This is a genomic window from Actinomycetota bacterium, assembly GCA_013152275.1.
Lineage (GTDB): Bacteria > Actinomycetota > Acidimicrobiia > Spongiisociales > UBA4744 > BMS3Bbin01.
The window spans coordinates 37,266-59,104 of sequence record JAADGS010000023.1; the positions used below are offsets into that span (position 1 = coordinate 37,266).

The following is a 21,839-nucleotide window of genomic DNA, read 5'->3' on the forward strand; positions in this document are numbered from 1 at the left end:
CGTTCCGAAGGCGGTGAATGCATCGGGGGACCTGCATCACTGCCCCACTCCCCCGCTGGTCGCCCTCAGGCCTGCTCGGAGCCCACGGGCACGCGTCACATGCGGGGACCCCCACGCACAGTGGCCGATCAACGCACCGGCGTCACTCGACAGACCCCTGGCGGCGGTTCGTGACCGACTCGGGCGGATCCATACCGATGACGGCCCGAGGCCGATAGGGTTTCTCGAGGGCAGCGATCTCCTCGTCGTCGAGTTCGATCTCCAGAGCTGCGACAGCGTCGTCTATGTGGGAAACCCTGGTGGCACCGATGATGGGTGCAGTGACCGCAGGACGCGAGAGAAGCCATGCGAGAGCGATTTGTGCAGGAGGCACATTCCGCCTGTCGGCCACCTCCCGTACCGCCTCGACGATTTCGCGATCGGATGAGCTGTTGTACCAGAGCTTGTCGAGGCCATCGGTGGCAGCCCTCGAAGTCGCGGGTTCCGTTTCAGGGCGTCGGGTCCTGGCGAGGAACCCTCTTGCCAGCGGAGACCACGGGATTACTCCCAGACCTTCTTCCTCGCACAGCGGCAGCATCTCCCTCTCTTCCTCCCGATACATGAGGTTGTAGTGGTCCTGCATAGAGATGAACCTGGCCCAACCTCGGCGCTCGGACAGCGTCAGGGCACGCATCAGCCGATATGCAGGCATCGAACTTGCGCCGATGTAGCGCACCTTGCCCTGATGAACGAGATGATCGAGAGCGGCCAGAGTCTCCTCGAGAGGAGTGTGGGGATCGAACCTGTGGATCTGGTACAGGTCGATCGTATCCACGCCCAGGCGCCGGAGGCTTGCCTCACAGGCCTGCACGATGTGCTTACGGGACAGTCCCCCCATGTTCGGCCTGTCCGACATCGGGAAGAACACCTTCGTGGCAATGACGACCTCATCGAGCAGAGCGAACTCACGGACCCACCGGCCCGTCACTTCCTCGCCGACTCCGAGCGAGTACATGTCGGCGGTGTCGAAGAAGTTGATACCCAGTTCGACGGCACGTTGAAAGAACGGCTTGGAAGCCTCTGCATCGAGCACCCACGGACGCCATGACGGGGTCCCATAACTCATGCAACCCAGAGCGATGCGGGAGACTTCAAGACCGGATGAGCCGAGTTTCGTGTACTGCATGCCGTCGAGCGTACACGCTGTGGGAAACCTGCGTTGCGAGTGTCCGACCTCGTGGCGTCGCGTGTTTCCGTGGTGAGGGAGGGGTGCCCGGACGATGGATGCTCCCCCATCGAGCAGACAGGAATGGGAGGGGTGGCCGGGCAATCGATGAGGTTCACCGGGCGCGGCACTAGCCTTCCTGCGATGGACATCCAGTTCCTCGGCGCGACAGGCACCGTCACCGGTTCCAAGTATCTCGTCACGACGGAAAGTAGGCGGGTCCTCGTCGACTGTGGTCTCTTCCAGGGCTACAAGAATCTGCGGGAACGTAACTGGGCTCCCCTGCCCCTGGATCCGGCATCGCTCGACGCGGTCGTGCTCACGCACGCTCACCTCGATCACAGCGGGTACCTCCCCCTTCTGATCAAACACGGGTTCTCCGGGCCCGTATTCGCCACACCGGCGACCATCGATCTCGCTGCGATCCTCCTTCCGGACAGCGGGCACATCCAAGAGGAAGATGCCGAGTACGCCAACAAGAAGAAGTTCTCGAAACACGAACCCGCACTTCCCCTCTACACCGAAGCCGACGCGCTCGCAGCACTCGGCAGCTTCCAGCCGGTCGACTTCGACACACCGCACCGTGTTGACGGGGACCTTTCGTTCAGCTTCCTTCCGGACGGCCACATCCTTGGAGCATCGATCGTCCGGATCGAGTCTGGTGAGACGACCTTGACGTTCAGCGGAGATCTCGGCAGGCCGAACGATCCGGTCATGTCCGCCCCACGAACGGGACTGGACACCGACTTCCTGGTCTGCGAATCAACGTATGGCAACCGGATCCACGAGCACGAGGATGCAGCATCGCGCCTCGAGACGATCATCAACGGCACGGCCGCACGCAAAGGCGTCGTCCTCATTCCCTCGTTCGCGGTCGGACGTGCACAGGCCGTGCTCTATGCCATCTACACCCTGATGGAAGCGGACAGGATCCCGAGGATACCCGTGTATCTCAACAGTCCCATGGCCGTCAAGACCACCGATCTCTATCTCAAGTACCCGCAGGACCACCGCCTCACCGTCGACCAACTCCAAGGCTTGGAACGTGATGTACACCTGGTCCGGTCCGTGGACGAGTCGAAGGAGCTGAACCACCTGGAGGGTCCAGGCGTGATCGTCTCCGCCTCGGGCATGCTCACCGGCGGGCGGGTCCTTCACCACCTCAGATTCATCGCTCCCGACGAGCGAAACACACTCGTGTTCGTCGGGTATCAAGCCGGCGGAACCCGTGGACGCAGGATTCTCGATGGCGAGAAGAAGGTGAAGATTCACGGTGAATGGATCCCCGTCCGCTGTCATATCGAACGCATCGGCGGCCTGTCGGCTCACGCCGATGCAGACGAGATCATGCAGTGGCTTCAGAGCTTCGAACGTCCGCCGAAGCGGACCTTCATCACCCACGGTGAGCCCGACGCTGCAGAGGCGCTGCGAGTGCGCATCCGATCTGAGCTCGGGTGGGACGTTCGGGTGCCGCTTCTCGACGAACAGGACGAGCTGGTCGAGTTCCCGGAATCGTGACGTTCAGCCGAACCGGGACAGCACGATTCCGGCTGCGGTTCTCCCCGATCCGATCGCGGTGCTCATCCCTCCCCCACCGACCCAGGCTCCGGCCAGGAAGACGTTGGGGATCGGCATCTTGGGGGAAACTTTCCTCAGTAGGTTGTCAACCGTCTGCTCACGGCCATAGATGGAGCCGTGCGTTGCCAACCCATAGCGATGGTTGGTCAGCGGCGTCGCCACCTCCATCACCTCGACGGAGTCGCGCAGGCCGGGGATGAGGCGTTCGGCACGCGTGAGCAGAAGCTCACCGGCTGCACCCTTCAACGCCCGGTATCGAGGATTCCGCCGGTATCCGTCCAAGTCTCCGCCGGTACCCCAGGTGTCCGCATACTCCCACGGTGCCAACGTCAGAATTGCCAGGACACTCTTGCCGGCCGGTGCACAGCCGGGATCGATGTGCGTGTAGTCCGCGATCACCATGGATGCCTTTGAGAAATCTCCGGAGATCGCGGCCTTGTAGTCGGCGTCGGTATCGAAGGTATCTGCAACGAAGACCTCATGGGCCTTCCACCCCTCGGCACCGATGTCTCGATCGAGTCCAAGGTACAAGACAAGCGTGGACAAAGAGGGCACATCGGCGCGCCGACGTTGCACATACTCGTCTGGAAGCGCATCCGTGCCGAGGAAACGCATCGTGTCGACGGGACTGGCGTTCGAGATGACGATATCCGCATCCACGGTAAGCCCGCGCTCGGTGGTTACGGCGACGGCGGTACCGTCTCGCACCGTGATTCCGTTCACCGTCTGGCGGTAGAGGACCTTCCCCGCGTGCCGGGTGACGACATCTTCGAAGGCTCGGCTCAGTGCTTGGCTTCCCCCGGCCGGGTAGTAGCCACCACCGACGTGGTAGCTGATCCACGCCAGGGCAAACAGTCCGGCACTCACCCGGCTCGGTGGCAAACCGAGATAGCCCCACAGGGTGGACAGGATCGTCGCGAGCCTCGCGTCACCGATGTGGCCTCCGACGAGTTCAGACCACGTTTGGGAGAACGCGGTTGTCATGGCCGGATAGCGCTCGAGCATCTCGAAGGGAGCCGGCCGCTCCCCATGCCGACGGTCGAGCGTGTAGCGGCCGACGTCGTGGGAGACCTGCCTGAGCGCCTCGACCAGACTTCGGATTCCCTCACGCTCGAGAGGGAACAGAGACTCGAGCTGCGCCCGATACTCGGCCAGATCGGCCGGCACGACGATGTCGACATCTGGGTACCGCGCCCGGTAGAGAGGATCGAGTCTCGTCATCGCAAGATCGATTCCGAGTTCCTCCAGGATCGGGTGCAGCCATCCTCCGGGACCGGCGCCGTCCAGCGCATGCAGAGCCACATCGAAGCGGAAGTCGCCTCGCTTGAATTCGTGGGCATAGCCGCCGGGCACCGAGTGGTGTTCGAGCACGGTCACATCGAGGCCTGCTCGTGCCAGGTGCGCTGCGGCACTCAGTCCCCCGAGCCCTGCTCCGATCACGACAGCCTTCACGCACAGCAGCCTAACCGGCCGTGTCGCGCCGGACCCACCATCCGGGCCCTCGACGTGATCTTCAACCGATCGCGAACGCTCCATAGCCCACGACACGATCCTTGTCGCCGGCAGTGTCTCCTGAGTTCCGAAGGTCGAGGAGGCGGACGGGCAGGTGGTGGCGTTTGGCGAACAGCAGCACGCCTTGAATCCCGCGAAGCCCGCAAGCGGAGTCTCGAGCGAGTGCGCTCGCCTGCCTGTTCACGATCCGAGACGCCGTTGCCGAATCCACACGTCGGGCATCTTCGTAACGAAGATAGTGGGATAGATCGGAGCTGATGACGATCAACGTCTCCGGTCCTCCCTGGAGCGCTTCGAGCGCGGCGGCGACCAGGGCCGGATCGGCGTCGCCAACGACCAGCGGGATCAGGTCGAACTCGTCGAGCACGACCTGGAGGAACGGAAGTTGAACCTCGATCGAATGCTCTCTGGCGTGTGCGGCAGGAACGACGGGGAACTGCATGGGCAGAGGATCGACCAGTGGGATGTCTCCGAGCGGAGTTCGGAAACTCTCCACACCGGGGAGGGCCAGGCCTTCGAACCAGATGAAGTGGGACGGTCCGATCACTACGACCCTGTGGATGAGATCCCGGTCGAGCGCAGCGTACGCTGTGGCGGCAACGGGGCCCGAGTAGACATACCCGGCATGAGGGGTGATGATGGCCTTCGGGTGATCGATCATGTCGGCCTCGGCCGTGGCGAGGAATCCTTCGATCATGCTGCGAAGGCGGTTGGGGTCTCGCGGATAGAACGTACCGGCAACGGCGGGTGGACGCACCCTCATGAGTCAAGCCTACCGCGCCGGATCGACTTCTGACGCCTGTGTGGGGACCCCAGGAGTCGGATTCGGAGAGGGGCGCCGTCCGGCGTGTGTCCCTCTGGGAGCACCCTGACTTCGCTCCAGGTGGTTCTCGTGTTCTCACGTTCTCGATACCGGGCACAGGAGCGATCGTGGACTCTTCGACAACGCTCCACGGCATCGGTCGGACACGAGGAACAGAGGTCGGCTCGAGTCCGGCAGCCGATTCGCTTTCCATGCGTGTCTCCTGCCGGAGGCTGCCCACATGGCCTTCGACCGTTGCGCCCCGTGGTCCTCGGTCGGCCAGAACTTTCGAGACCATCTGCGGCCGGTCCGCTCGGCCGGGAGACCACGCGGACGGCTCGTTCTCGGTCCTGTGAGGCTCCTGCAACGTCTCGTGGTGGGCGTCGCAAGCCGACTACCGGTGCTCGCTGTCGGTCTCCACGAGGGCATCCGTTGCGGAGGTTCTTTCCACGCCGTCGCCACCCTGTCGGGTCGGCGGATGCTTCTGCCACATGAGTTTGTCCATGAAGCCCCATGACGTCCGGTGGAGGGTCGATGGACCCCATACCTGAAGCGCTGCTCGATGGGCCGGACTCGGATAGCCCTTGTTTCGCTCAAAGCGATACCACGGCAGGTTGCCGGCCAGGGCTCGCATGAGTCTGTCCCGGGTCACCTTGGCGAGAATCGAAGCGGCCGCGATCGAAAGCGAGGTCCGATCTCCGTGAACGATCGTGCGGCTGTTGCCCCGGGCCACGAAGTCCCACGGCCCGTCCACGAGCATACGGTCGGGCGGACACGTCAGACCTTCGATTGCCCTGGAAGCAGCGAGACGCTGGGCCTGTGACATGCCAAGACGATCACACTCGACGGGGGTCGCATGCCCGACCGCCCAGTCGTCGCACCACTGCACGATCCGATCGAACAGGGCCTCACGTTCAGGTTCGTTGAGGAGTTTGGAGTCTCGGATCCTGTAGACGCGCCGTTGTTTCGGGACTACGGCCACGGCGACCGTCAGAGGACCTGCCCACGCTCCACGGCCGACCTCGTCGATGCCTGCGACGACGAGATCACCCGAGTTCCAATACTCCTTCTCGACTCCCAGATTCGGGGGGGCATTCCTGATGGATGGACGAAGTCGTGCCGCTGCCACCGGGCGAGCCTACTTGACGGGCTCCTCAGTTCACGCTCGGATCGACGGGAAAGTTCGCGAACAGGGCGATGTCTCCACGTTGGCGTCGCAACACCCTGGACCAAAGTCCGGGAGCATCGGACGTAAAGAGGTCCCGATCTTCCGGCTCGAGCACGAACCAGGCGGCCTCGGTGATCTCACTCTCGAGCTGACCGGGTCCCCACCCCGAGTAGCCGGCGAAGACTCGCACTGCCTCGATGCCGGGGATCTGCGTCGGGCTGAGACTCAGGTCGATGAGACCGATGTCACAACAGATCGGCGTCCACAGATCCGAATCTACGCTCCCTTTTCCGAGACCGATGGCCGCTTCGGTATCGACCGGTCCTCCGAAGCCGACGAAGGGTTGCGAGAGCAAGTGGCTCCATTCCGGGAGGTGATCGGCTGCGGCAACGTCCGAGGGTCGATTGAGTACCAGGCCGACAGCTCCTTCGTCTCCGTGGTTGCACAGGAGCACAACCGTGCGCGCAAAGTTGGGGTCGAGAATCGTTGGAGTGGCGACGAGGAGTTTCCCTGCCTTCAGCATGGTCCCATGTTCGCAGAAAACCCCGAACCCAGGGCTCGTAGGGGTCGTCACGACCTCTACGAGCCCTGGGTTCAAAGAAGGGGGGCCGGTTTCGGCGTCGGGGTGCGGCGCAGAAGGCCACGAAGCCTGCCTGTCGACGCACTAGTTTGGAGGGCGTGAAGATCCGCAGGGCAGACAAACGGGACCTGGTGTCCGTGGCGCAGATAGCGAGTGTCTCATGGCGCACGACGTACGGGGACCTTCTGGATGCCGACACGATCGAGCGATGGCTGGCGGCGGCATACTCGCCTTCGGCCCTGCAACAGCGGTGGCAGGACCATCCGATCTTCCTGGTCGAGATCGATCGACACCCTGTGGCATTCGCCGACGTCTATATCGAACGGAACATCATCGTGGTGGCGGCGATGTGTACCCACCCGGAGTATCGCAGACACGGTGCGGCAACATCGCTCCTCGAAAAGGTTCGATCTCTCGCACCTTCCCTTCCGGTCACCGTCGATCTGATCCTCGGGAACCGATCTGGAGAAGGTTTCGTCGAGAACCTGGGTTTCAGCCCGGGCGAGACGATCGAGGTTCATCTCTATGGGGAGCCGTTCTTGGAGAGGCGTTGGTGGATAGAGTCGGTTCTGATGAGGTCATCATGAATACGCTGCCGAAGGTGCTGTTGCATGACCATCTGGATGGTGGCCTTCGAATCGACACGATCCTCGACCTTGCGGAGGCACAAGGGTATCCGTCACTCCCCGAGACCGATGAGCGGGCTCTGGCCGCGTGGTTCTACCAGGGCGGATCGGGTTCTCTGGCCAGGTACCTCGAATCTTTCCGGCACACGATCGGTGTCATGCAGACCGCAGAGGCTCTGCAGCGCGTGAGTTACGAGGCAGTTCTCGATACTGCAGCAGACGGAGTGGTGTATGCAGAGTTCCGGTTTGCCCCGACCAACCACACAGAACTCGGCCTCACTCCCGAGCAGGTCGTCGAAGCCACCCTTGCCGGTCTCCGGCAGGGATCGATCGAGACCGGGATGTTCTTCGGCCTGATTCTGGATGCGATGCGTGAGCGTGACGACTCTCCTCTCGTGGCCAGACTTGCATCGGCCTATGCACATCTGGGCGTTGTCGGCTTCGATCTGGCCGGTCCCGAACTCGACGCTCCGGCCGACCGTCACCTCGTGGCGACCAGGATGATCCGGGGCGCCAACATGGGCCTGACCATCCACGCGGGAGAAGTGGACGGTCCTCACAGCATTTGGACGGCTCTGCAACGCTGTGGGGCGCACCGTGTCGGTCACGGTGTGCACATCATCGATGACTGCAAGCTCGACGGCACCGAGATCGTCGAACTGGGATCTCTCGCGACGTATGTGCGTGACTTTCGAGTTCCTCTGGAAGTCTGCCCCACGTCCAACCTGCACACCGGCGGCTGGTGTGCAGCCAACCACCCGGTAGGGGCGCTCTACAGGGCGGGGTTCACGATCACCCTCAACACCGACAATCGGTTGATGAGCAGGACCTCTCTGTCCAGCGAGTTCCGCCTGGTCGTCGAGCATCACGGGTTCGGCATGTCGGACCTACTGCAGGTGACCGAAAACGCGATGATGGCCGCATTTGCCCCGCTTCCTCTCAAGCACAGCATTCTCGGGGAGCGAATCCGCAGTGCCTACATCTGAACCTGCGACTCCACCCACGACGCGATGTCATCCAGGACTTGCTCCTGCTCTGGTTCGTTGTGGCACTCGTGCCGCAGTCCTTCGTACAGGATGCGTTTCGCATGGGGCTCCAAGAGCGCACTCGCGGAGGGGGGAACGAGCGAGTCTTCGGATCCTTGAATCGTCAAGGTCGGGACCGAGATGTTCGTCAAGCGTCCGATTGTGGTGACTTGCGCCTGCAACGCCTCCGCTGCGAGCCGCAGGGTGGCCTTTGTCAGGACGAGCGGATCCGCGAAGTACGCCTCTCCGACCGCCGGGTCTCGTGACAGTTGATCGCCGGTGATGCCGGTTGCCACCGCGAGCGTGGGCAGCAGCGGACCGAGGATCTTCGGAAGTACGTGCAGCATCGGTTTCAGATTGTCTTGGAGGCCGGGTGCGCTCGCGATGAGGGCATCAGGCTGCGGACGCCCCGACGTGGCATACGAGATGGCGATCAGTCCTCCGAGGGAGTGTCCGTAGAGCACGACGGGAACTCCGATGGATCTCGTTTCCACGAGTCTGTCCTCGACATCATCCAGATAGTCGCTCCATCGTCCGACGTAGCCTCTGCGCCCGCCGGACAGGCCGTGTCCTCGCAGATCGAAGGCGGTCACGTCGATACCCCGTTTGTTGAGAAACCGGGCCACGTGGTCGTATCGTCCGCTGTGCTCACCAAGTCCGTGAATGATGAGCATCGCCGCCTTCGGGCCTTGGGCCGGCCAGCGCCGAACCGCGATCATCGTTCCGTCTCTCGCTGCCTTCTCTTCCATGATCTACTCCTCCGTGAACCAACTGACGTTCAGATGACGTGCGGCAAGGGCGTCGTCGGGCCGGCGCACGGGCGTCAGAAGGGGAGCATCCTCGACGGCAGCGGCATCGGTGTAGGCCTTCTCGGCGATCGTGTTCATCGCGTCGGCCATCGCTTCCAGGGTCTCTCTCGACTGCGTCTCGGTGGGCTCGAACATCAGCGCCTCGTGAACGATCAGCGGGAAGTACATCGTCGGTGCATGGAAGCCTTCGTCGAGGAGGGCCTTGACGATGTCCATGGTGTGTACGCCCGTTTCGGTCTTGATCCGATCTGCGGACGCCACGAACTCGTGCATGCACGGCGCGGGGTACGGAATCTCGAAACGATCGCTCAGGAGGGAAGCGAGGTATCTGGCGTTGAGCACGGACCGCTCGGCGACACGCCGGAGCCCCGATCCGCCGAGCGCGCGCATGTAGGCGACGGCGCGTAGCACCACGCCGAAGTTGCCATGTCGGCCATGCACCCTGCCGATCGAACGCGCCGGCATTCCCCACCGGAGGAGGCCTTCGTCGTCACGTACCGGCAGCGGTCCCGGCAGGAAGGGAGCGAGCTTCCTGGAAACCGCCAGGGGGCCGGATCCCGGTCCACCACCTCCATGAGGAGTTCCGAACGTCTTGTGGAGGTTGGAGTGGACGATGTCGAACCCCATGTCACCCGGTCTGGACACACCGAGGATCGCATTCAGGTTGGCTCCGTCGTAGTAGAGGAGGCCTCCCACATCATGGACCGCATCGGCGATATCGAGTATGTCCATTTCGAACAGCCCAAGCGTGTTCGGGTTGGTCAGCATCAACCCTGCGACCTCGTCGTTCAGGAGCGTACGGAGCGCATCGAGGTCGACCATCCCGCGACCATCGGATGGCACTTCTTTGACCGCGTAGCCGCTCAGCGCCGCCGAGGCCGGGTTCGTGCCGTGGGCGGAGTCAGGGACCAGTATGACACTGCGCGGATTCCCGTTGGCAGAGTGGTAGGCCCGGGTGATCATCATTCCCGTGAGCTCTCCTGCGGCTCCGGCTGGAGGCTGGAACGTCGCCCGGAACATGCCGGTGAGTTCACACAGGATACGCTCGGCTTCCACCAGCACCTCCATGGCGCCCTGCGCCGCGTACGGCGGCGTGTCCGGGTGAAGCGTCTGAAACTCCGGGAGATCGGCAACCCAGTCGGCGATCTTGGGGTTGTACTTCATCGTGCAGGATCCGAGAGGATACGCACCCAGGTCGACGGCGAAGTTCCGGTGCGCCAGGCGGCTGAAGTGCATCACGAGGTCGTGCTCAGACACCTCCGGCAACCGGACGACGTTCTCGCGTCCCTCTTCGAGATTCAGCGCAGTCTTCGGCACGTCGAGTGGAGGGAGAGACCACGCCCTCCTTTCGGGACTCGAGAATTCGACGAGTGTCGGTTCGGTCGTGCCGCCCAGCAGCGGCAGGGATGATGCGCGTCCTGCGGGTTCAGCCATGTGCGATCACCTCCTTCATGGCATCCACATAGCCGTCGAGCTCATCTTTGGTCCTCCGTTCGGTGACGGCTATCAGTAGTCCACCGGGGAGATCGGGATAGTCCTTGGAAAGCGCGATCCCTGCCAGGTAGCCACGATCGGCCATCGCCTCTATCACGATCTCGGGCTCCATGGGGAGAAGGACGGCGAACTCGCGCACGAACGATGCCTCGTTGGCCCGCCGGACACCAGGAATCTGCTCGAGACGTTTTGCGAGGTAGTGCGCCTTCTGTGCCGACCGCTCTCCGACCTCGACGAGGCCATCCGGACCGAGCCATCCGAGTTGCACGGCGGCGGCGACCGCGTTGAGCGCCTCATTCGAACAGATGTTGGAAGATGCCTTTGCTCTTCGAATATCCTGTTCCCTGGCTCGTAGCGTCATCACGTAGGCGGTTGCCCCATCACGATCCACGGTTCGACCGATGATCCGACCTGGCATGCGCCGTACGTGCTTGGCCGTGATCGAGAAGAGTCCAAGCCCCGGCCCTCCGAATGAGAGAGGGTTCCCGAGTGCTTGGCCTTCGCCTACGGCGATGTCCACTCCTGCCGAGCCGGGGCTTCGGAGGACGCCGAGCGTCATGGGGTCGTAGGAGACGATTGCAAGGGCATCATGCTGTCGTGCCGTGGCCACTGCAGCGTCATAGTCTTCGATCACGCCGAGGTAGTTCGGCTGGGCCCACAGGACGGCAGCGGGTTGTGGGCCGGCCTCCGTCGCCCAGACGGTTCTTCCACCGACGAGCGGATGTTCGACTACCTGGAGGTTCCTGGCCGTCGCCAAGGTTTGGATCGTTTCACGAATCCGTGGACCCAGTCCCGACGAAACCCAGACCACAGAGCGCCGGGTCGCCAGCACGGCCGCACTCACCGCTTCCCCGGCGGCCGTCGCTCCGTCATACATCGAGGCATTCGTGATGTCCATCTCCGTGATACCGCACACCATCGACTGGTATTCGTAGAGGACCTGGAGCATGCCTTGGGATACTTCTGCCTGGTAGGGCGTGTAGGCGGTGGCGAATTCGGGACGAGAAGTGAGCGCCTTCACGGTCGGCGAAACATAGTGGTCGTAGTAGCCGCCACCGGCGAAGCAGATGAGATCGGAGTGATTCGACCCGGCCCAGGCGGCGAACAGGGCCTGCAATTCCGGTTCGGAGACACCGTCGCCGATTGTTGGGGAACGGTCGACGAGCACGCTGATCGGCAGATGTCCAAAGAGATCGTCGATGTCACGAAGCCCGAGATGCTCGAGCATCATCGTGATGTCCTGTTGCGTGTGAGGGGTGAAATCCATGGACTATCGCTTTCCGATGAACGGCAGCTTCGACTGGTGGGCGGAGACCCATTCTCCGCGGATCTGCACTTCGATGGGCGCATCGGGCTCCGGCGGCGGGGTGAGATACCCGAGGCCTATCCCCCGGCCGAGCACCGGACTGAAATTGCCACTTGTGACCGTCCCGGAAGAAGCTCCTGCACGCATCGGGTATCCGTGTCGAGCGATCTGTCGGCCGTCCATCACGAACGCAACTCGACACTTGGTCAGGCCCTGTTCCACTTGCCGCCGCAGGGCGGCCTTGCCGACGAATTCGTGCTCCCACGCAACGACCCAGCGCAGCCCCGCCTCCAGAGGGGTGATCGTCTCGTCGAGATCCTGTCCCCAGAGGGGGTAACCCATCTCCAGTCTCAAGGTGTCACGCGCACCGAGTCCACACGGCGTGGCACCGGCATCCAACAATGCGCCGAACATGGCGACGCCGGCCTCTCGCGTGATCGCGATCTCGCCACCGCGTTCGCCCGTGTAACCGGTTCCGGCGATCTGGACCGGTGTGCCACGGAAATCCCCTGTGGTGACCCGGAAGCGCTCCGGAACGAGGCCGAAGACCGCGTTGAAGACCCAGGGCGAGTCGGGTCCTTGAAGCGCGACCATGGCTGTGTCGTCGCGTATCGATTCGATGGTCACCCCCGAGGGTGCTGCGGCGTGAAACCTCGCTCGGATCCCATCATCGTTCGCGCCGTTGGGAATGACCCAGTAGCGCTCGTCTGACCAGCGCCACACGATGATGTCATCGAGGACACCACCCTCTTCATTGAGAGACATCGTGTACTGTGCGGCACCGGGCTCGACGTCGGCGATGTCGTTGCAGAGGAGGCTGCGGAGCAGTTCGGTGCTTCCGCTTCCCTCGACGAGGAACCTGCCGAGGTGCGAGACGTCGAACACGCCGGCCGTTTCTCGAACGGCCTGGTGTTCGCTCAGCACACTCTCGTACCGAACGGGCATCTCCCAGCCCGCGAAATCGACAAACCTGGCGCCGAGTCGGACATGTTCGGTGTGCAACGGGGAACGTGGCATCAGAGCGACTCCTTCCGGCTCGTCATCGTGCGACTCAGCTTAGACATCGCCGGTGGAACCTGATCGTCGCCGATTCAACCGGCCGAGACGTCTTCGACGACGTTCACGTCCGGCGGGCCGGGGATGCGCGTCGGTGTCGCCAGTCCTTCGAGCTGGTCGGGCTCGTCCAGACCGTATTTCACGAGGAGGTGCAGGTAGTCCCGCTGGTAGAAGATCTTGCAGGTCACGTCGGGGTACAGATTCCTCAGCCGGCGAACTTTGCGGTTCTTTCGGGTCACGAGCCGCTGGTTCATCGTGGTGATCTCGATGAACACGTCTTCGTCGGGGAGGTAGAAATCGGGGGCAAAGAAACCGGTTGCGATGCCATCCTCGTCCCATGAGATGGCGAAGGCTCGCGGTTCGTACTCCCAGTCGATCCCGTAGAAGTCGAGAAGTCGTGCGAACTGCCGCTCGCTGTTGTGGGCAAACGCAACCTGGTCGGCGCGCCCGTTCTCGAACGTAGCGTCTTCGTTCAGACGCCCACCTCCGTAGCCTCGGCGTCTTCCTCTTTCTCGGCCCACAGAGCATGAATCTCGCCTTCCAGCTCCTTCTGAACGGGGCCAACGGCGATGCCGAACACTCCCTGGCCACGTCGGAACACGTCGACGACTTCCTGTGAACTGTGGGCTGCGTAGATCGTCTGTCCGTCCGAGAGCAACGTGACGTCGGCGAGAGGACGATCGGACTGTAACTGGACACGGAGAATCCCGATCGCCTGGCGGATCTTCTTGAGGCTCATGCCTGCGTCGAGGAGACGCTTGACCACCTTGAGCTGTACGACGTCGCCGAATGCGTACAGGCGCTGGGACCCGGAGCCCCGAGCGGCCTTCAGTGAAGGCTGCAACAGACCGGTGCGGGCCCAATAGTCGAGTTGTCGGTAGGTGATACCGACGAGATGGCATACTTGCGGTGCTCTGAATCCCTGTTCGCCCACGGTGTCGCTCCTCGGTAGCAGGTTACACGCTCGTAATTCGGATGCTCAAGTTACCGGCGAGACAGGTGAGTTGTCAACAACCTCTGTGGATAACTCGGTCGGACCGTGGCTCGTGTTGCCCCGCACTCCCCCGCGCCGGCTCGTGTTGTCTGTAGAGGGCGGCAGGGCAGCCTTGCGAAGTCGAGGGGGCCTACCTTGCGCACGCATCCACGAGACGTTCGAGCTGACCGGGAACGCCGACTCCGACGAGGACGTCTCCGGGCATGAGGACGAGATCCGGGTCGGGGTTGAAGAGGAGTTCGCCGGTTTCGGCATGCTCCACGGCCAGGACCATCGCGCCGGAACGTTCCCGAATGGCCGCATCCTTCAGGCTCCTGCCGGCAATCCCACAGCCGTCGTGCACCGGTACACGCTGGACGCGATACTCGACGGGGCCCTGGCTGGCGATGAGATCGATGAAATCGGCAAGTTCGGGTTGGATGACAAGGGACGCCAGCCGCCGGGCCCCGACACTCTGGGGCGAAACCGCCCGGTCGGCTCCGGCGAGGAGCAGCTTGTGTTCGGCTTCCATGTCCGAGGCCCGAGCAACGACTATGAGGTCGGAGTGCAGAGCTCTTGCGGACAGGACGATGACCAGGTTGTCGGAATCGGAGTTCACCGCGGCGACGAGGGCCCTGGCCTTTCGGACGCCGACGAGCTCGAGTGTCTCATCGTGTGTGGCATCACCTTCAACGACCAGAGCGCCGGCCTCGCGAGCGCGATCGGCAGCCGATCGTTCACGTTCGATGACTGCGCACGGGACCTTGCGTTCCTGGTGAATCTCCCACACACCCTTGCCGACACGCCCCCAGCCGCAGATGATCGTGTGACCCGTCAGACGTCCGGTTTTCTGCTCCATTTGCGCTCGCCTCCGTTCCGAGATGCTCTCGACCGCCATTTCCAGGACGGCAGTCGCGGTGAAGAACAACGTCCCGACGCCCACGATGATCAAAGCTATCGTGAGGACACGTCCTGTCTCCGAGAGCGGCACCACTTCCCTGAATCCGACCGTAGAGATCGTGATCACGACCATGTACAGTGCCTCGAGAAAACCTGCGTGCTCCAGGATGACGAATCCAAGCGTTCCCAGCACGACCACGGCGACGAGCACGGCCGCCCCGATGCGGATCCTGCCGGTGCTTGTCATCCCCCCGGTGGCCCTTCCGGTGGGGCAAAATCCTCAGGTGTGACTTCATCGAGGAACTCCCTGAATTTCTCGATCTCGGACTCCTCGTCCTCGTCACGAATCTCGATGCCGGCATCGTCGATGACCTCCGCCGAGGCGAAGATCGGCGCGCCTGTTCTCGCCGCCAGGGCAATGGCGTCAGATGGTCGCGCCGAGACGTGCACCTCTTTCCCCTCCTGATCGAAGACGAGGTCGGCGTAGAACACGGCGTCACGCAGTTCGGTGACCTCGACCCTCGCCACGGTTCCACCGAGAGCGTCGGCGACCAACTTCAGCAGATCGTGGGTCAGTGGGCGCTGGGGTACCAGGCCTTCTACGGCATAGGCGATGGCGGTCGCTTCGACTGCACCAATCCATATGGGCAGGAACCGTGTACCGGCCGTCTCGCGCAGAAGTACCACCGGCTGGTTCGTCGGCAGTTGGAGGCGCACTCCGATCAGCTCCACGGGGATACGGTCGCTCACAGACTCAGCCTATCACCGCCCAAACGCGTACTCTGCCAGCAAGCCGGGCTCGTCCTTGAACCGGGCGAGATCCAATACCGCCCAGATCGAGCGTAGGTTGCGGTAGTACCCTTCCCAGTCGAGGCCGTAGCCGAGCAGGAACTCGTCTCCCACCTCGAATCCTCGATATTCGACGGGGACATCGACGATGCGGCGCGGCACCTTGTCCAACAACGCAACGGTCCTCAAGCTCGCCACGTCTCTCGTGGAGAGCAGCCGTCGTAGAAATGTCAGAGAGAGCCCGGTATCGACGATGTCCTCGACGATGAGCACATCCCGATGTTCCAGCGAAGTCTCCGTGTCCATGGAAACACGAGCCCGTCCTCCTTCGGCGAAACGGTTCAGCAGAAGAAAGTCGATCTCGCAATCACCGGTGATTGCGCGTGAGAGGTCGCTGAGAAAGGGAAGAGACCCCGCAAGAACACCTACCAGGACGGGGACGGTGTGGGCATAGTCGGCACTGATGAGTCGACCGAGCGTTGCGATGCGGCTCTCGAGAGCCTGCTTGGTGATGACTTCGACGACCGGCTCAGCCATTGCTCCACAACCATGACCAGTAACGTCCCACCCATCCAAGTGCATCTCTCAGGGTCGGAAGATGAGAAGAGTCGGCGCCGACGAGCGCGGCCTCCCCGGCACGTTCATCGCCGATGGTGGCGGTGACCACCGGGATCACGCCTTGGAAGCCGGTGCGCAGGGTGACGGTTTCCTCCTTTGCGGCGAACGTCTTCACGGTGGAGTCGGCAGCCATGTCCTGCACGTCCGCGGAGGACCGCCGCTGTGCGTAGGTGACTCCCTTCATGATCACTTCGATCACTCCGAATTCCGTCGCACCGTAGTCGAGCAGCGCCGCCGCATCGGCGAAGCTGTCCGTCGATCCCATGACGACCGCGTAGAGTCGGCGGCCCGAGTTCTCTGCTGCTGCGACGAGGACGAGGCCGGCTTTGCCCGTGTAGCCCGTCTTGACGCCGATGGCACCTGCGTAGCTGCCAAGGAGCTGATTCGTGTTGTGGACGATTCGTTCGGTTCCATCCGGTGCATCCGGAAGTCTCGCCGTCTGCGTACGGACCAAGGTTGCGAAGAGAGGGTTCTTCATGGCGACCCTCGCCATCGTCAGGAGGTCGCGGGCGCTGGTGAAGTGTCCGGGTGCATCCAGCCCGTGCGGATTGACGAAGTGAGTGTTCTCGAGTCCCAAAGAGCGAGCTTTTCCGTTCATCAAGGCCACGAAATCGTCCACGCTGCCACCAACACCTTCGGCCACCGCCACGGCGGCATCGTTGGCCGAACGAACCAGCATCGCGGTGAGAAGGTCTCTGAGCGTCCACGTCTCCCCCTCGACGAGACCGGCTTCGGCTTCTCCGATCCCTGCGGCGCGAGCACTGATCCGGATGGGATCATCGAGGTTGCCTTGCTCGAGAGCAACGAGTGCCGTCATGATCTTCGTCGTCGAGGCCATTGCTCGCCGTTCGTCGGCATTGTGCTCTGCAAGGACACGATCGAAGGTGTCATCGTAGAGAATCCACGCCTCTGCGGTCACATCTGGGGGAGCCCCGGAAAAGGCACCGTGGACCGGCAGGGGCGGCACGTCGCGTATGGCGCCGGCCGCCGGGGTGGCAGTGGCGACCATGGCGACGATGGACAGGAGAACGAGTGTGATCCGGCGCATCTAAGACCTCGGAGCCTGTTCCCGTGTTTGCGCCGTCTCGATGACGGACACCGGAGTACCGGGTCGTGGGTGGGGAGAACCGGAAACGTCGAGGCTCGTTCGGTGCATGATCTGTGGCTTCGGCTCTTACTCTGCTGCCATGAGTGCGCGCAGTTGCTCCGAGAGAGCGGCGCTTCGCATCTTTGCGATTGCGTCTGCGCAGGCGGCGAGCGTCTCGGCGGCTCGTTGTCGTGCCTCCGGGTTCCTGGCGCGTAGCAGTGCAGCCGTGAGGGCCTCCAACAGTTCGGCATCCCGCTCGCTGGAGATGCGGACGGAGCGCAGGTGACGGCCCTCGAGGCCGTAGGCGAGCAACCTCTGCGCCTGGGTGGCGACGGCTACCTCTTCGGCCGAATAGCGCTCGGGTGTTCCCTCCTCCGGTCTCACCACACGGTTGTCGATCAGATCGCTCAATTGCCGAGAAGACAGTCCGGTCAGTCGCCGAAGCTCGTTGCGATCGACTTCTTGGCCGGCGGGCTGGAAGAGCTGTTCCGGTGGTGGGCCGGCAGGTGCGGGAACCGGCATCTCTTCTCCGCGTTCCCACATCGTCAACTTCGACTTGATCACTTTCAGAGGAAGGAAGTGATCTCGCTGTTGTTGGAGGATGTAGCGGAGCCGGGCCACGTCTTCGTCAGAGAAGGACCGATAGCCCGAAGCGCTGCGACTCGGATTGATCAGGCCTCGACCTTCCAGAAACCGTACTTTCGATACGGTCAGGTCCGGAAACTCATCCTTGAGGAGGGTGATCACCTCGCCGATCGACAACCCTTCACTCATTGCCTTTGGCCACCACGAGATGAAACTTCCCGACGATCACCTCGTCCCCCGTCTTGAGCGTTGCCCTATCGACACGCTCTCCGTTTACATAGGTACCGTTGGTTGAGCCGGAATCTTCGACGATGAGGTTGGTACGGTCGAGAATCAACCGACAGTGGTGGCGAGAAACCGTGATGTCATCGAGGAAGATGGCAGAGTCCGGATGTCGGCCGACGGTGGTCGTCCCCTCCTGGAGAACCCATCCCATGCCTGCCCTCGGGCCACGTTTGACGAGAAGAATATGGTCCCCGGAAAGCGTTGCTTCCGCTGCCTCCGGGACCAGCGCGGCCATCTCGGGTACGAAGGTCATCGTCGGTTCGTGCTCGATGGAGATCCCACAGACGGGACATTGAGCCGCGTCGTTGGGAATCTCGGCATGACAACTGGGACAGTGCATTACCCGTATCGTAGCCGCCGATCACTGCACGCTGTGCAATGCGTGAGGAGCGACCGGGCATCGTGTGCATATGAAGCGACCGCGCCCTCGACCTCGGGCAAGACGGAATCGTTGCGTGCAGACGTCAGGCGTGGGCCGTCAGCTCCGCATACGCAGCCGCATCCAGCAGAGTGGCGGCCTCTGCGGCGTCGGTCGGCTGCATGAGCGCAATCCAGCCTTGGCCGTAGGGATCGGCGTTGATGAGCTCCGGGTGATCGGCAAGGGTCACGTTGACGGCCACGACGGTGCCCGAAATCGGAGCGAAGACGTCGGACACCGACTTGGTGGACTCGAGTTCACAGAGCGAGTCTCCCTTCGCATACGTGGTTCCCACATCGGGGAGATCCACATATACGACGTCGCCGAGAGCATCCTGAGCGAAGTCACTGATGCCGATGCGGATCTTGCCGTCCGGTTCCTGGAGTATCCACTCGTGATCTTCGGTGTAGCGCCTATCTTCTGCAACCTGCATTCGGCTCTGCCTCCTGTTGCTTCACGGCAGCTTACAGCGCCCTGCGTACATCCCCGACGTAGAGGACGGCCACCCACCAGTACAGAACCAACCCGACCACACCGAAGCTCCACGCGATCGCGGCGAACAGGCTCGGGAGCAACGAACCGTGGGAAACGTAGAAGGCGGGAATCGCTCCGTAGAGGATGAATGTGGCGAGTTTACCGAGCCGGCGAACATCGATCTTCTTGCCGTGTCCTGCGAGGAACAGCGCACCCGCCCCGACGAGTACATCCCTCACCGCGATCCCGATGCCGAGACCGAGGGGAATCACCCCGACGAACATCCCGCCGATCACCGCGGTTGCGATGGCGAGCCGGTCGGCAAGCGGGTCCAGCACCTTTCCGAGTTCGCTCACCTGGTTCAGACGTCTGGCGAGGTAGCCGTCGATCCAGTCGGTCCAGCCGATCAGAAGGAGGAGCCATCCTGCCGCAGCCGCTTCGTTTCGGCTGAATGCGAGCCATGCGAAGATGCCGACTCCAACCAGGCGCAGCGCCGAGATCAGGTTTGGGATGGTGAGAATCAGTGCGTTTGCTCCACGACATAGCACGCGACGAGGTGCTCGGGACTTGTCTCGATGAGTTCAGGATGAGGGTTGGTACGACACTGCTCGGTGGCCCATCGGCAACGTTCGATGAACCGGCAGAGGGGAGGCGGATCGATCGCCTTGGTGATGCCGCCTTCGATCTCGACGTCAGGCCGTTCGTAACTGGGGTCCGGAACGGGAACGGCGGAGAGGAGCGCTCTGGTGTACGGGTGGAGTGCGTTTGCGAGCAGGTCTTCGGTTCTGGCGATTTCGACGATCTTGCCGAGGTACATCACCGCGATCCGGTCGCACATGTAGCGTGCAACGGCGAGGTCGTGGGTGATGTAGAGGTAGGAGACGCCGAATTCTTCGGCGAGTCGAAGCATGATGTCCATGATGGAGATGCGGATGCTCACGTCGAGCATCGACGTCGGTTCGTCGGCCACCACGAATGCAGGGTCGATAACGAGGGCACGAGCGATGGCGACTCGTTGCCGCTGACCGCCGGAGAGTTCGTGCGGGTACCGGAACAGGAACGTGGTCGCGGGTGTGAGTCCGACCATCTCCAGCAGCTCGGCGACACGGTGCTCCCGTTCGGGGAGCCGCCCGATGCCTTGCACCTGGAGTGGCTCTGCGATCGTGTCGAAGATCGTCCGCCGGGGGTTCATGGACTCGTACGGGTCCTGGAAGATCATCTGAACCCTGCGGCGGAAGCGTTTCATGCCGTCCCTGCCGATGTCGGAGACGTTGAGCATCTCCTCCCCGTCTCGCAGCAGGATATCTCCGCCCGTAGGGGCGTCGAGGCGGGCGAGAATGCGACCGGTCGTCGTCTTTCCCGAACCGGACTCCCCCACCAGGCCCAGACTCTCACCTGCTGCGATCTCGAAGCTGACGCCATCGACCGCGTGAATGAACTGCGTTGCCTTGCGGAAGAGGCCACGTCCCAGAGGGAAGAGCTTCTGTAGGTGCTCGACTTTGATGAGGGGCTGCTCCGTCTGTTGCTTCAGCGTCATGGTTCCAGCCTCCCGAGTTCCGGGACTTCCTCCGAGTGCCAGCAGGCGACACGGTGCCCTTGCGAGATCTCATCGAACGGCGGCTCATCGGTTGCACAGATCTCTGTCGCCCACGGGCACCGTGGGTGGAATCTGCAGCCTGTCGGCGGATCGAGGAGGTCGGGCGGCTCGCCTTCGAGGGGAGCGAGTTTGCGCCTGGGCCCTCTGACGCTCGGCGTCGATGCGAGCAGGAGGTAGGTATACGGATGGGCAGGGCGGGGGAACACCTCTGCGGTGTCGCCGAGTTCGACGAGTCTTCCCGCGTACATGACTCCGATGCGATCACTGACCTCCGCGATGACGGCGACATCGTGGGAGATATAGATGATGGCCATCCCGAGCTCCCGCTGCACGTGCTTCAGCTCGGTCAAGATCTGGTCCTGCACGATGACATCGAGGGCGGTCGTCGGCTCGTCGGCGATGATGATCTTGGGATCACACGACAGCGCCATGGCAATGATCGCCCGCTGACGCATGCCTCCCGAGAACTCGTGAGGATACCGGTCCATCATCGCGGCCGTCAGTCCCACGAGTTCGAAAAGCTCGGCGATACGCTCGCGCCCCTCTGTCTCCATCATGTCGGGGAAGTGCAACTCCATCGCTTCCCAGATCTGATCGCCGATCTTGTAGACGGGATTCCAGGCGTTCATGGCACCCTGGAACACCATGGAGATATCACTCCAGCGGTGGTGGCGCATTTCCTCGTCGGAGATATGCGCGATGTCCGTACCGGCAAGGATGACCCGACCACTGACGATCTTTGCGTTGTCCGCAAGCAACCGGATCAGCGTCATGGCCACGGAGGTCTTCCCACACCCCGACTCCCCCACCAAGCCCAGAGCTTCGCCTTGGGCGAGGGTGAAGCTGACGTTGTCGACGGCCTTGACCTCGCCTGCCTTCACCATGTAGTGCATCGTGAGGCGATCAACCTCGAGTACCAATTGTGCCGTTCGTGACTCTTGGTCCAAAACCAT

24 protein-coding genes are annotated in these 21,839 nt (G+C 62.7%); 3 read left to right on the plus strand and 21 right to left on the minus strand.

The window, feature by feature from the left end; genetic code table 11:
* Positions 1-142 precede the first annotated feature (142 nt).
* Positions 143-1,165 carry an aldo/keto reductase gene (locus GXP34_02580; protein ID NOY54848.1) on the minus strand — a complete coding sequence of 341 codons (1,023 nt, stop codon included), beginning with the start codon at positions 1,163-1,165 and terminating at the stop codon, positions 143-145.
* A 183-nt stretch (positions 1,166-1,348) separates the two neighbouring features.
* Between GXP34_02580 and GXP34_02585 the strand changes: the two genes are divergently transcribed.
* A complete protein-coding gene (locus GXP34_02585; GenBank protein NOY54849.1) occupies positions 1,349-2,722 on the plus strand; it encodes an MBL fold metallo-hydrolase in 1,374 nt (457 codons plus the stop codon).
* 3 nt (positions 2,723-2,725) lie between these two features.
* On the opposite strand, the gene GXP34_02590 is transcribed toward GXP34_02585, so the two are convergent.
* The 4 genes from GXP34_02590 to GXP34_02605 form a co-directional block, all read right to left on the minus strand.
* Positions 2,726-4,234 carry an NAD(P)/FAD-dependent oxidoreductase gene (locus tag GXP34_02590; protein ID NOY54850.1) on the minus strand — a complete coding sequence of 503 codons (1,509 nt, stop codon included), beginning with the start codon at positions 4,232-4,234 and terminating at the stop codon, positions 2,726-2,728.
* 61 nt (positions 4,235-4,295) lie between these two features.
* Complete coding sequence (gene amrB / locus GXP34_02595) at positions 4,296-5,057, minus strand: AmmeMemoRadiSam system protein B (protein NOY54851.1); 762 nt, start codon at positions 5,055-5,057, stop codon at positions 4,296-4,298.
* Positions 5,058-5,490: 433 nt separating this feature from the next.
* Complete coding sequence (locus GXP34_02600; GenBank protein NOY54852.1) at positions 5,491-6,126, minus strand: ribonuclease HII; 636 nt, start codon at positions 6,124-6,126, stop codon at positions 5,491-5,493.
* A gap of 124 nt (positions 6,127-6,250) precedes the next feature.
* A complete protein-coding gene (locus GXP34_02605) occupies positions 6,251-6,787 on the minus strand; it encodes a YqgE/AlgH family protein (protein NOY54853.1) in 537 nt (178 codons plus the stop codon).
* Between the two features lie 155 nt (positions 6,788-6,942).
* On the opposite strand from GXP34_02605, the gene GXP34_02610 reads away from it, so the two are divergent.
* Together GXP34_02610 and GXP34_02615 are read left to right on the plus strand one after the other, a co-directional pair.
* Positions 6,943-7,431, plus strand: a complete 489-nt coding sequence (locus GXP34_02610) for a GNAT family N-acetyltransferase (GenBank protein NOY54854.1) — start codon at positions 6,943-6,945, stop codon at positions 7,429-7,431.
* Entirely contained in the window at positions 7,428-8,456 is a 1,029-nt protein-coding gene (locus tag GXP34_02615) for an adenosine deaminase (GenBank protein NOY54855.1), read from the plus strand. The genes GXP34_02610 and GXP34_02615 overlap by 4 nt, the downstream gene beginning before the upstream one ends.
* On the opposite strand, the gene GXP34_02620 is transcribed toward GXP34_02615, so the two are convergent.
* From GXP34_02620 to GXP34_02695, 16 genes are all read right to left on the minus strand, one after another.
* Positions 8,447-9,244, minus strand: a complete 798-nt coding sequence (locus tag GXP34_02620; GenBank protein ID NOY54856.1) for an alpha/beta hydrolase — start codon at positions 9,242-9,244, stop codon at positions 8,447-8,449. The two genes, GXP34_02615 and GXP34_02620, sit on opposite strands and share 10 nt — an antisense overlap.
* Positions 9,245-9,247: 3 nt before the next feature.
* Positions 9,248-10,738 carry a glycine dehydrogenase subunit 2 gene (locus tag GXP34_02625; GenBank protein ID NOY54857.1) on the minus strand — a complete coding sequence of 497 codons (1,491 nt, stop codon included), beginning with the start codon at positions 10,736-10,738 and terminating at the stop codon, positions 9,248-9,250.
* Entirely contained in the window at positions 10,731-12,065 is a 1,335-nt protein-coding gene (locus tag GXP34_02630; GenBank protein ID NOY54858.1) for an aminomethyl-transferring glycine dehydrogenase subunit GcvPA, read from the minus strand. The genes GXP34_02625 and GXP34_02630 overlap by 8 nt, the downstream gene beginning before the upstream one ends.
* A gap of 3 nt (positions 12,066-12,068) precedes the next feature.
* Positions 12,069-13,121 carry a glycine cleavage system aminomethyltransferase GcvT gene (gene gcvT, locus GXP34_02635; GenBank protein ID NOY54859.1) on the minus strand — a complete coding sequence of 351 codons (1,053 nt, stop codon included), beginning with the start codon at positions 13,119-13,121 and terminating at the stop codon, positions 12,069-12,071.
* A 74-nt stretch (positions 13,122-13,195) separates the two neighbouring features.
* Positions 13,196-13,681: a hypothetical protein gene (locus GXP34_02640; GenBank protein ID NOY54860.1), complete on the minus strand. Its 486-nt coding sequence runs from the start codon at positions 13,679-13,681 to the stop codon at positions 13,196-13,198.
* Positions 13,633-14,115 (minus strand): MerR family transcriptional regulator, encoded by a 483-nt coding sequence (locus GXP34_02645; protein NOY54861.1) that lies wholly within the window; start codon positions 14,113-14,115, stop codon positions 13,633-13,635. The genes GXP34_02640 and GXP34_02645 overlap by 49 nt, the downstream gene beginning before the upstream one ends.
* A 169-nt stretch (positions 14,116-14,284) precedes the next feature.
* On the minus strand, positions 14,285-15,280 hold the full coding sequence (locus tag GXP34_02650; GenBank protein ID NOY54862.1) for a potassium channel protein: 996 nt from the start codon (positions 15,278-15,280) through the stop codon (positions 14,285-14,287).
* A complete protein-coding gene (locus tag GXP34_02655) occupies positions 15,277-15,771 on the minus strand; it encodes a bifunctional nuclease family protein (protein NOY54863.1) in 495 nt (164 codons plus the stop codon). The genes GXP34_02650 and GXP34_02655 overlap by 4 nt, the downstream gene beginning before the upstream one ends.
* A gap of 24 nt (positions 15,772-15,795) precedes the next feature.
* Positions 15,796-16,359 carry a hypoxanthine phosphoribosyltransferase gene (locus GXP34_02660; GenBank protein NOY54864.1) on the minus strand — a complete coding sequence of 188 codons (564 nt, stop codon included), beginning with the start codon at positions 16,357-16,359 and terminating at the stop codon, positions 15,796-15,798.
* The gene (locus GXP34_02665) at positions 16,352-17,488 is read right to left on the minus strand and encodes a D-alanyl-D-alanine carboxypeptidase (protein ID NOY54865.1); all 1,137 of its coding nucleotides are present in this window, start codon (positions 17,486-17,488) and stop codon (positions 16,352-16,354) included. The genes GXP34_02660 and GXP34_02665 overlap by 8 nt, the downstream gene beginning before the upstream one ends.
* A gap of 126 nt (positions 17,489-17,614) precedes the next feature.
* Positions 17,615-18,301 carry a MerR family transcriptional regulator gene (locus GXP34_02670; protein ID NOY54866.1) on the minus strand — a complete coding sequence of 229 codons (687 nt, stop codon included), beginning with the start codon at positions 18,299-18,301 and terminating at the stop codon, positions 17,615-17,617.
* Positions 18,294-18,737, minus strand: coding sequence for an FHA domain-containing protein (locus GXP34_02675; protein NOY54867.1), 444 nt, complete (start codon positions 18,735-18,737; stop codon positions 18,294-18,296). The genes GXP34_02670 and GXP34_02675 overlap by 8 nt, the downstream gene beginning before the upstream one ends.
* A 124-nt stretch (positions 18,738-18,861) precedes the next feature.
* Positions 18,862-19,248 carry a glycine cleavage system protein GcvH gene (gene gcvH / locus GXP34_02680; protein NOY54868.1) on the minus strand — a complete coding sequence of 129 codons (387 nt, stop codon included), beginning with the start codon at positions 19,246-19,248 and terminating at the stop codon, positions 18,862-18,864.
* A 31-nt stretch (positions 19,249-19,279) separates the two neighbouring features.
* Entirely contained in the window at positions 19,280-19,837 is a 558-nt protein-coding gene (locus GXP34_02685; protein NOY54869.1) for a CDP-alcohol phosphatidyltransferase family protein, read from the minus strand.
* Positions 19,810-20,826: an ABC transporter ATP-binding protein gene (locus GXP34_02690; protein ID NOY54870.1), complete on the minus strand. Its 1,017-nt coding sequence runs from the start codon at positions 20,824-20,826 to the stop codon at positions 19,810-19,812. Before GXP34_02690 ends, GXP34_02685 begins: the two co-directional genes overlap by 28 nt.
* Positions 20,823-21,839, minus strand: coding sequence for an ABC transporter ATP-binding protein (locus GXP34_02695; GenBank protein NOY54871.1), 1,017 nt, complete (start codon positions 21,837-21,839; stop codon positions 20,823-20,825). The genes GXP34_02690 and GXP34_02695 overlap by 4 nt, the downstream gene beginning before the upstream one ends.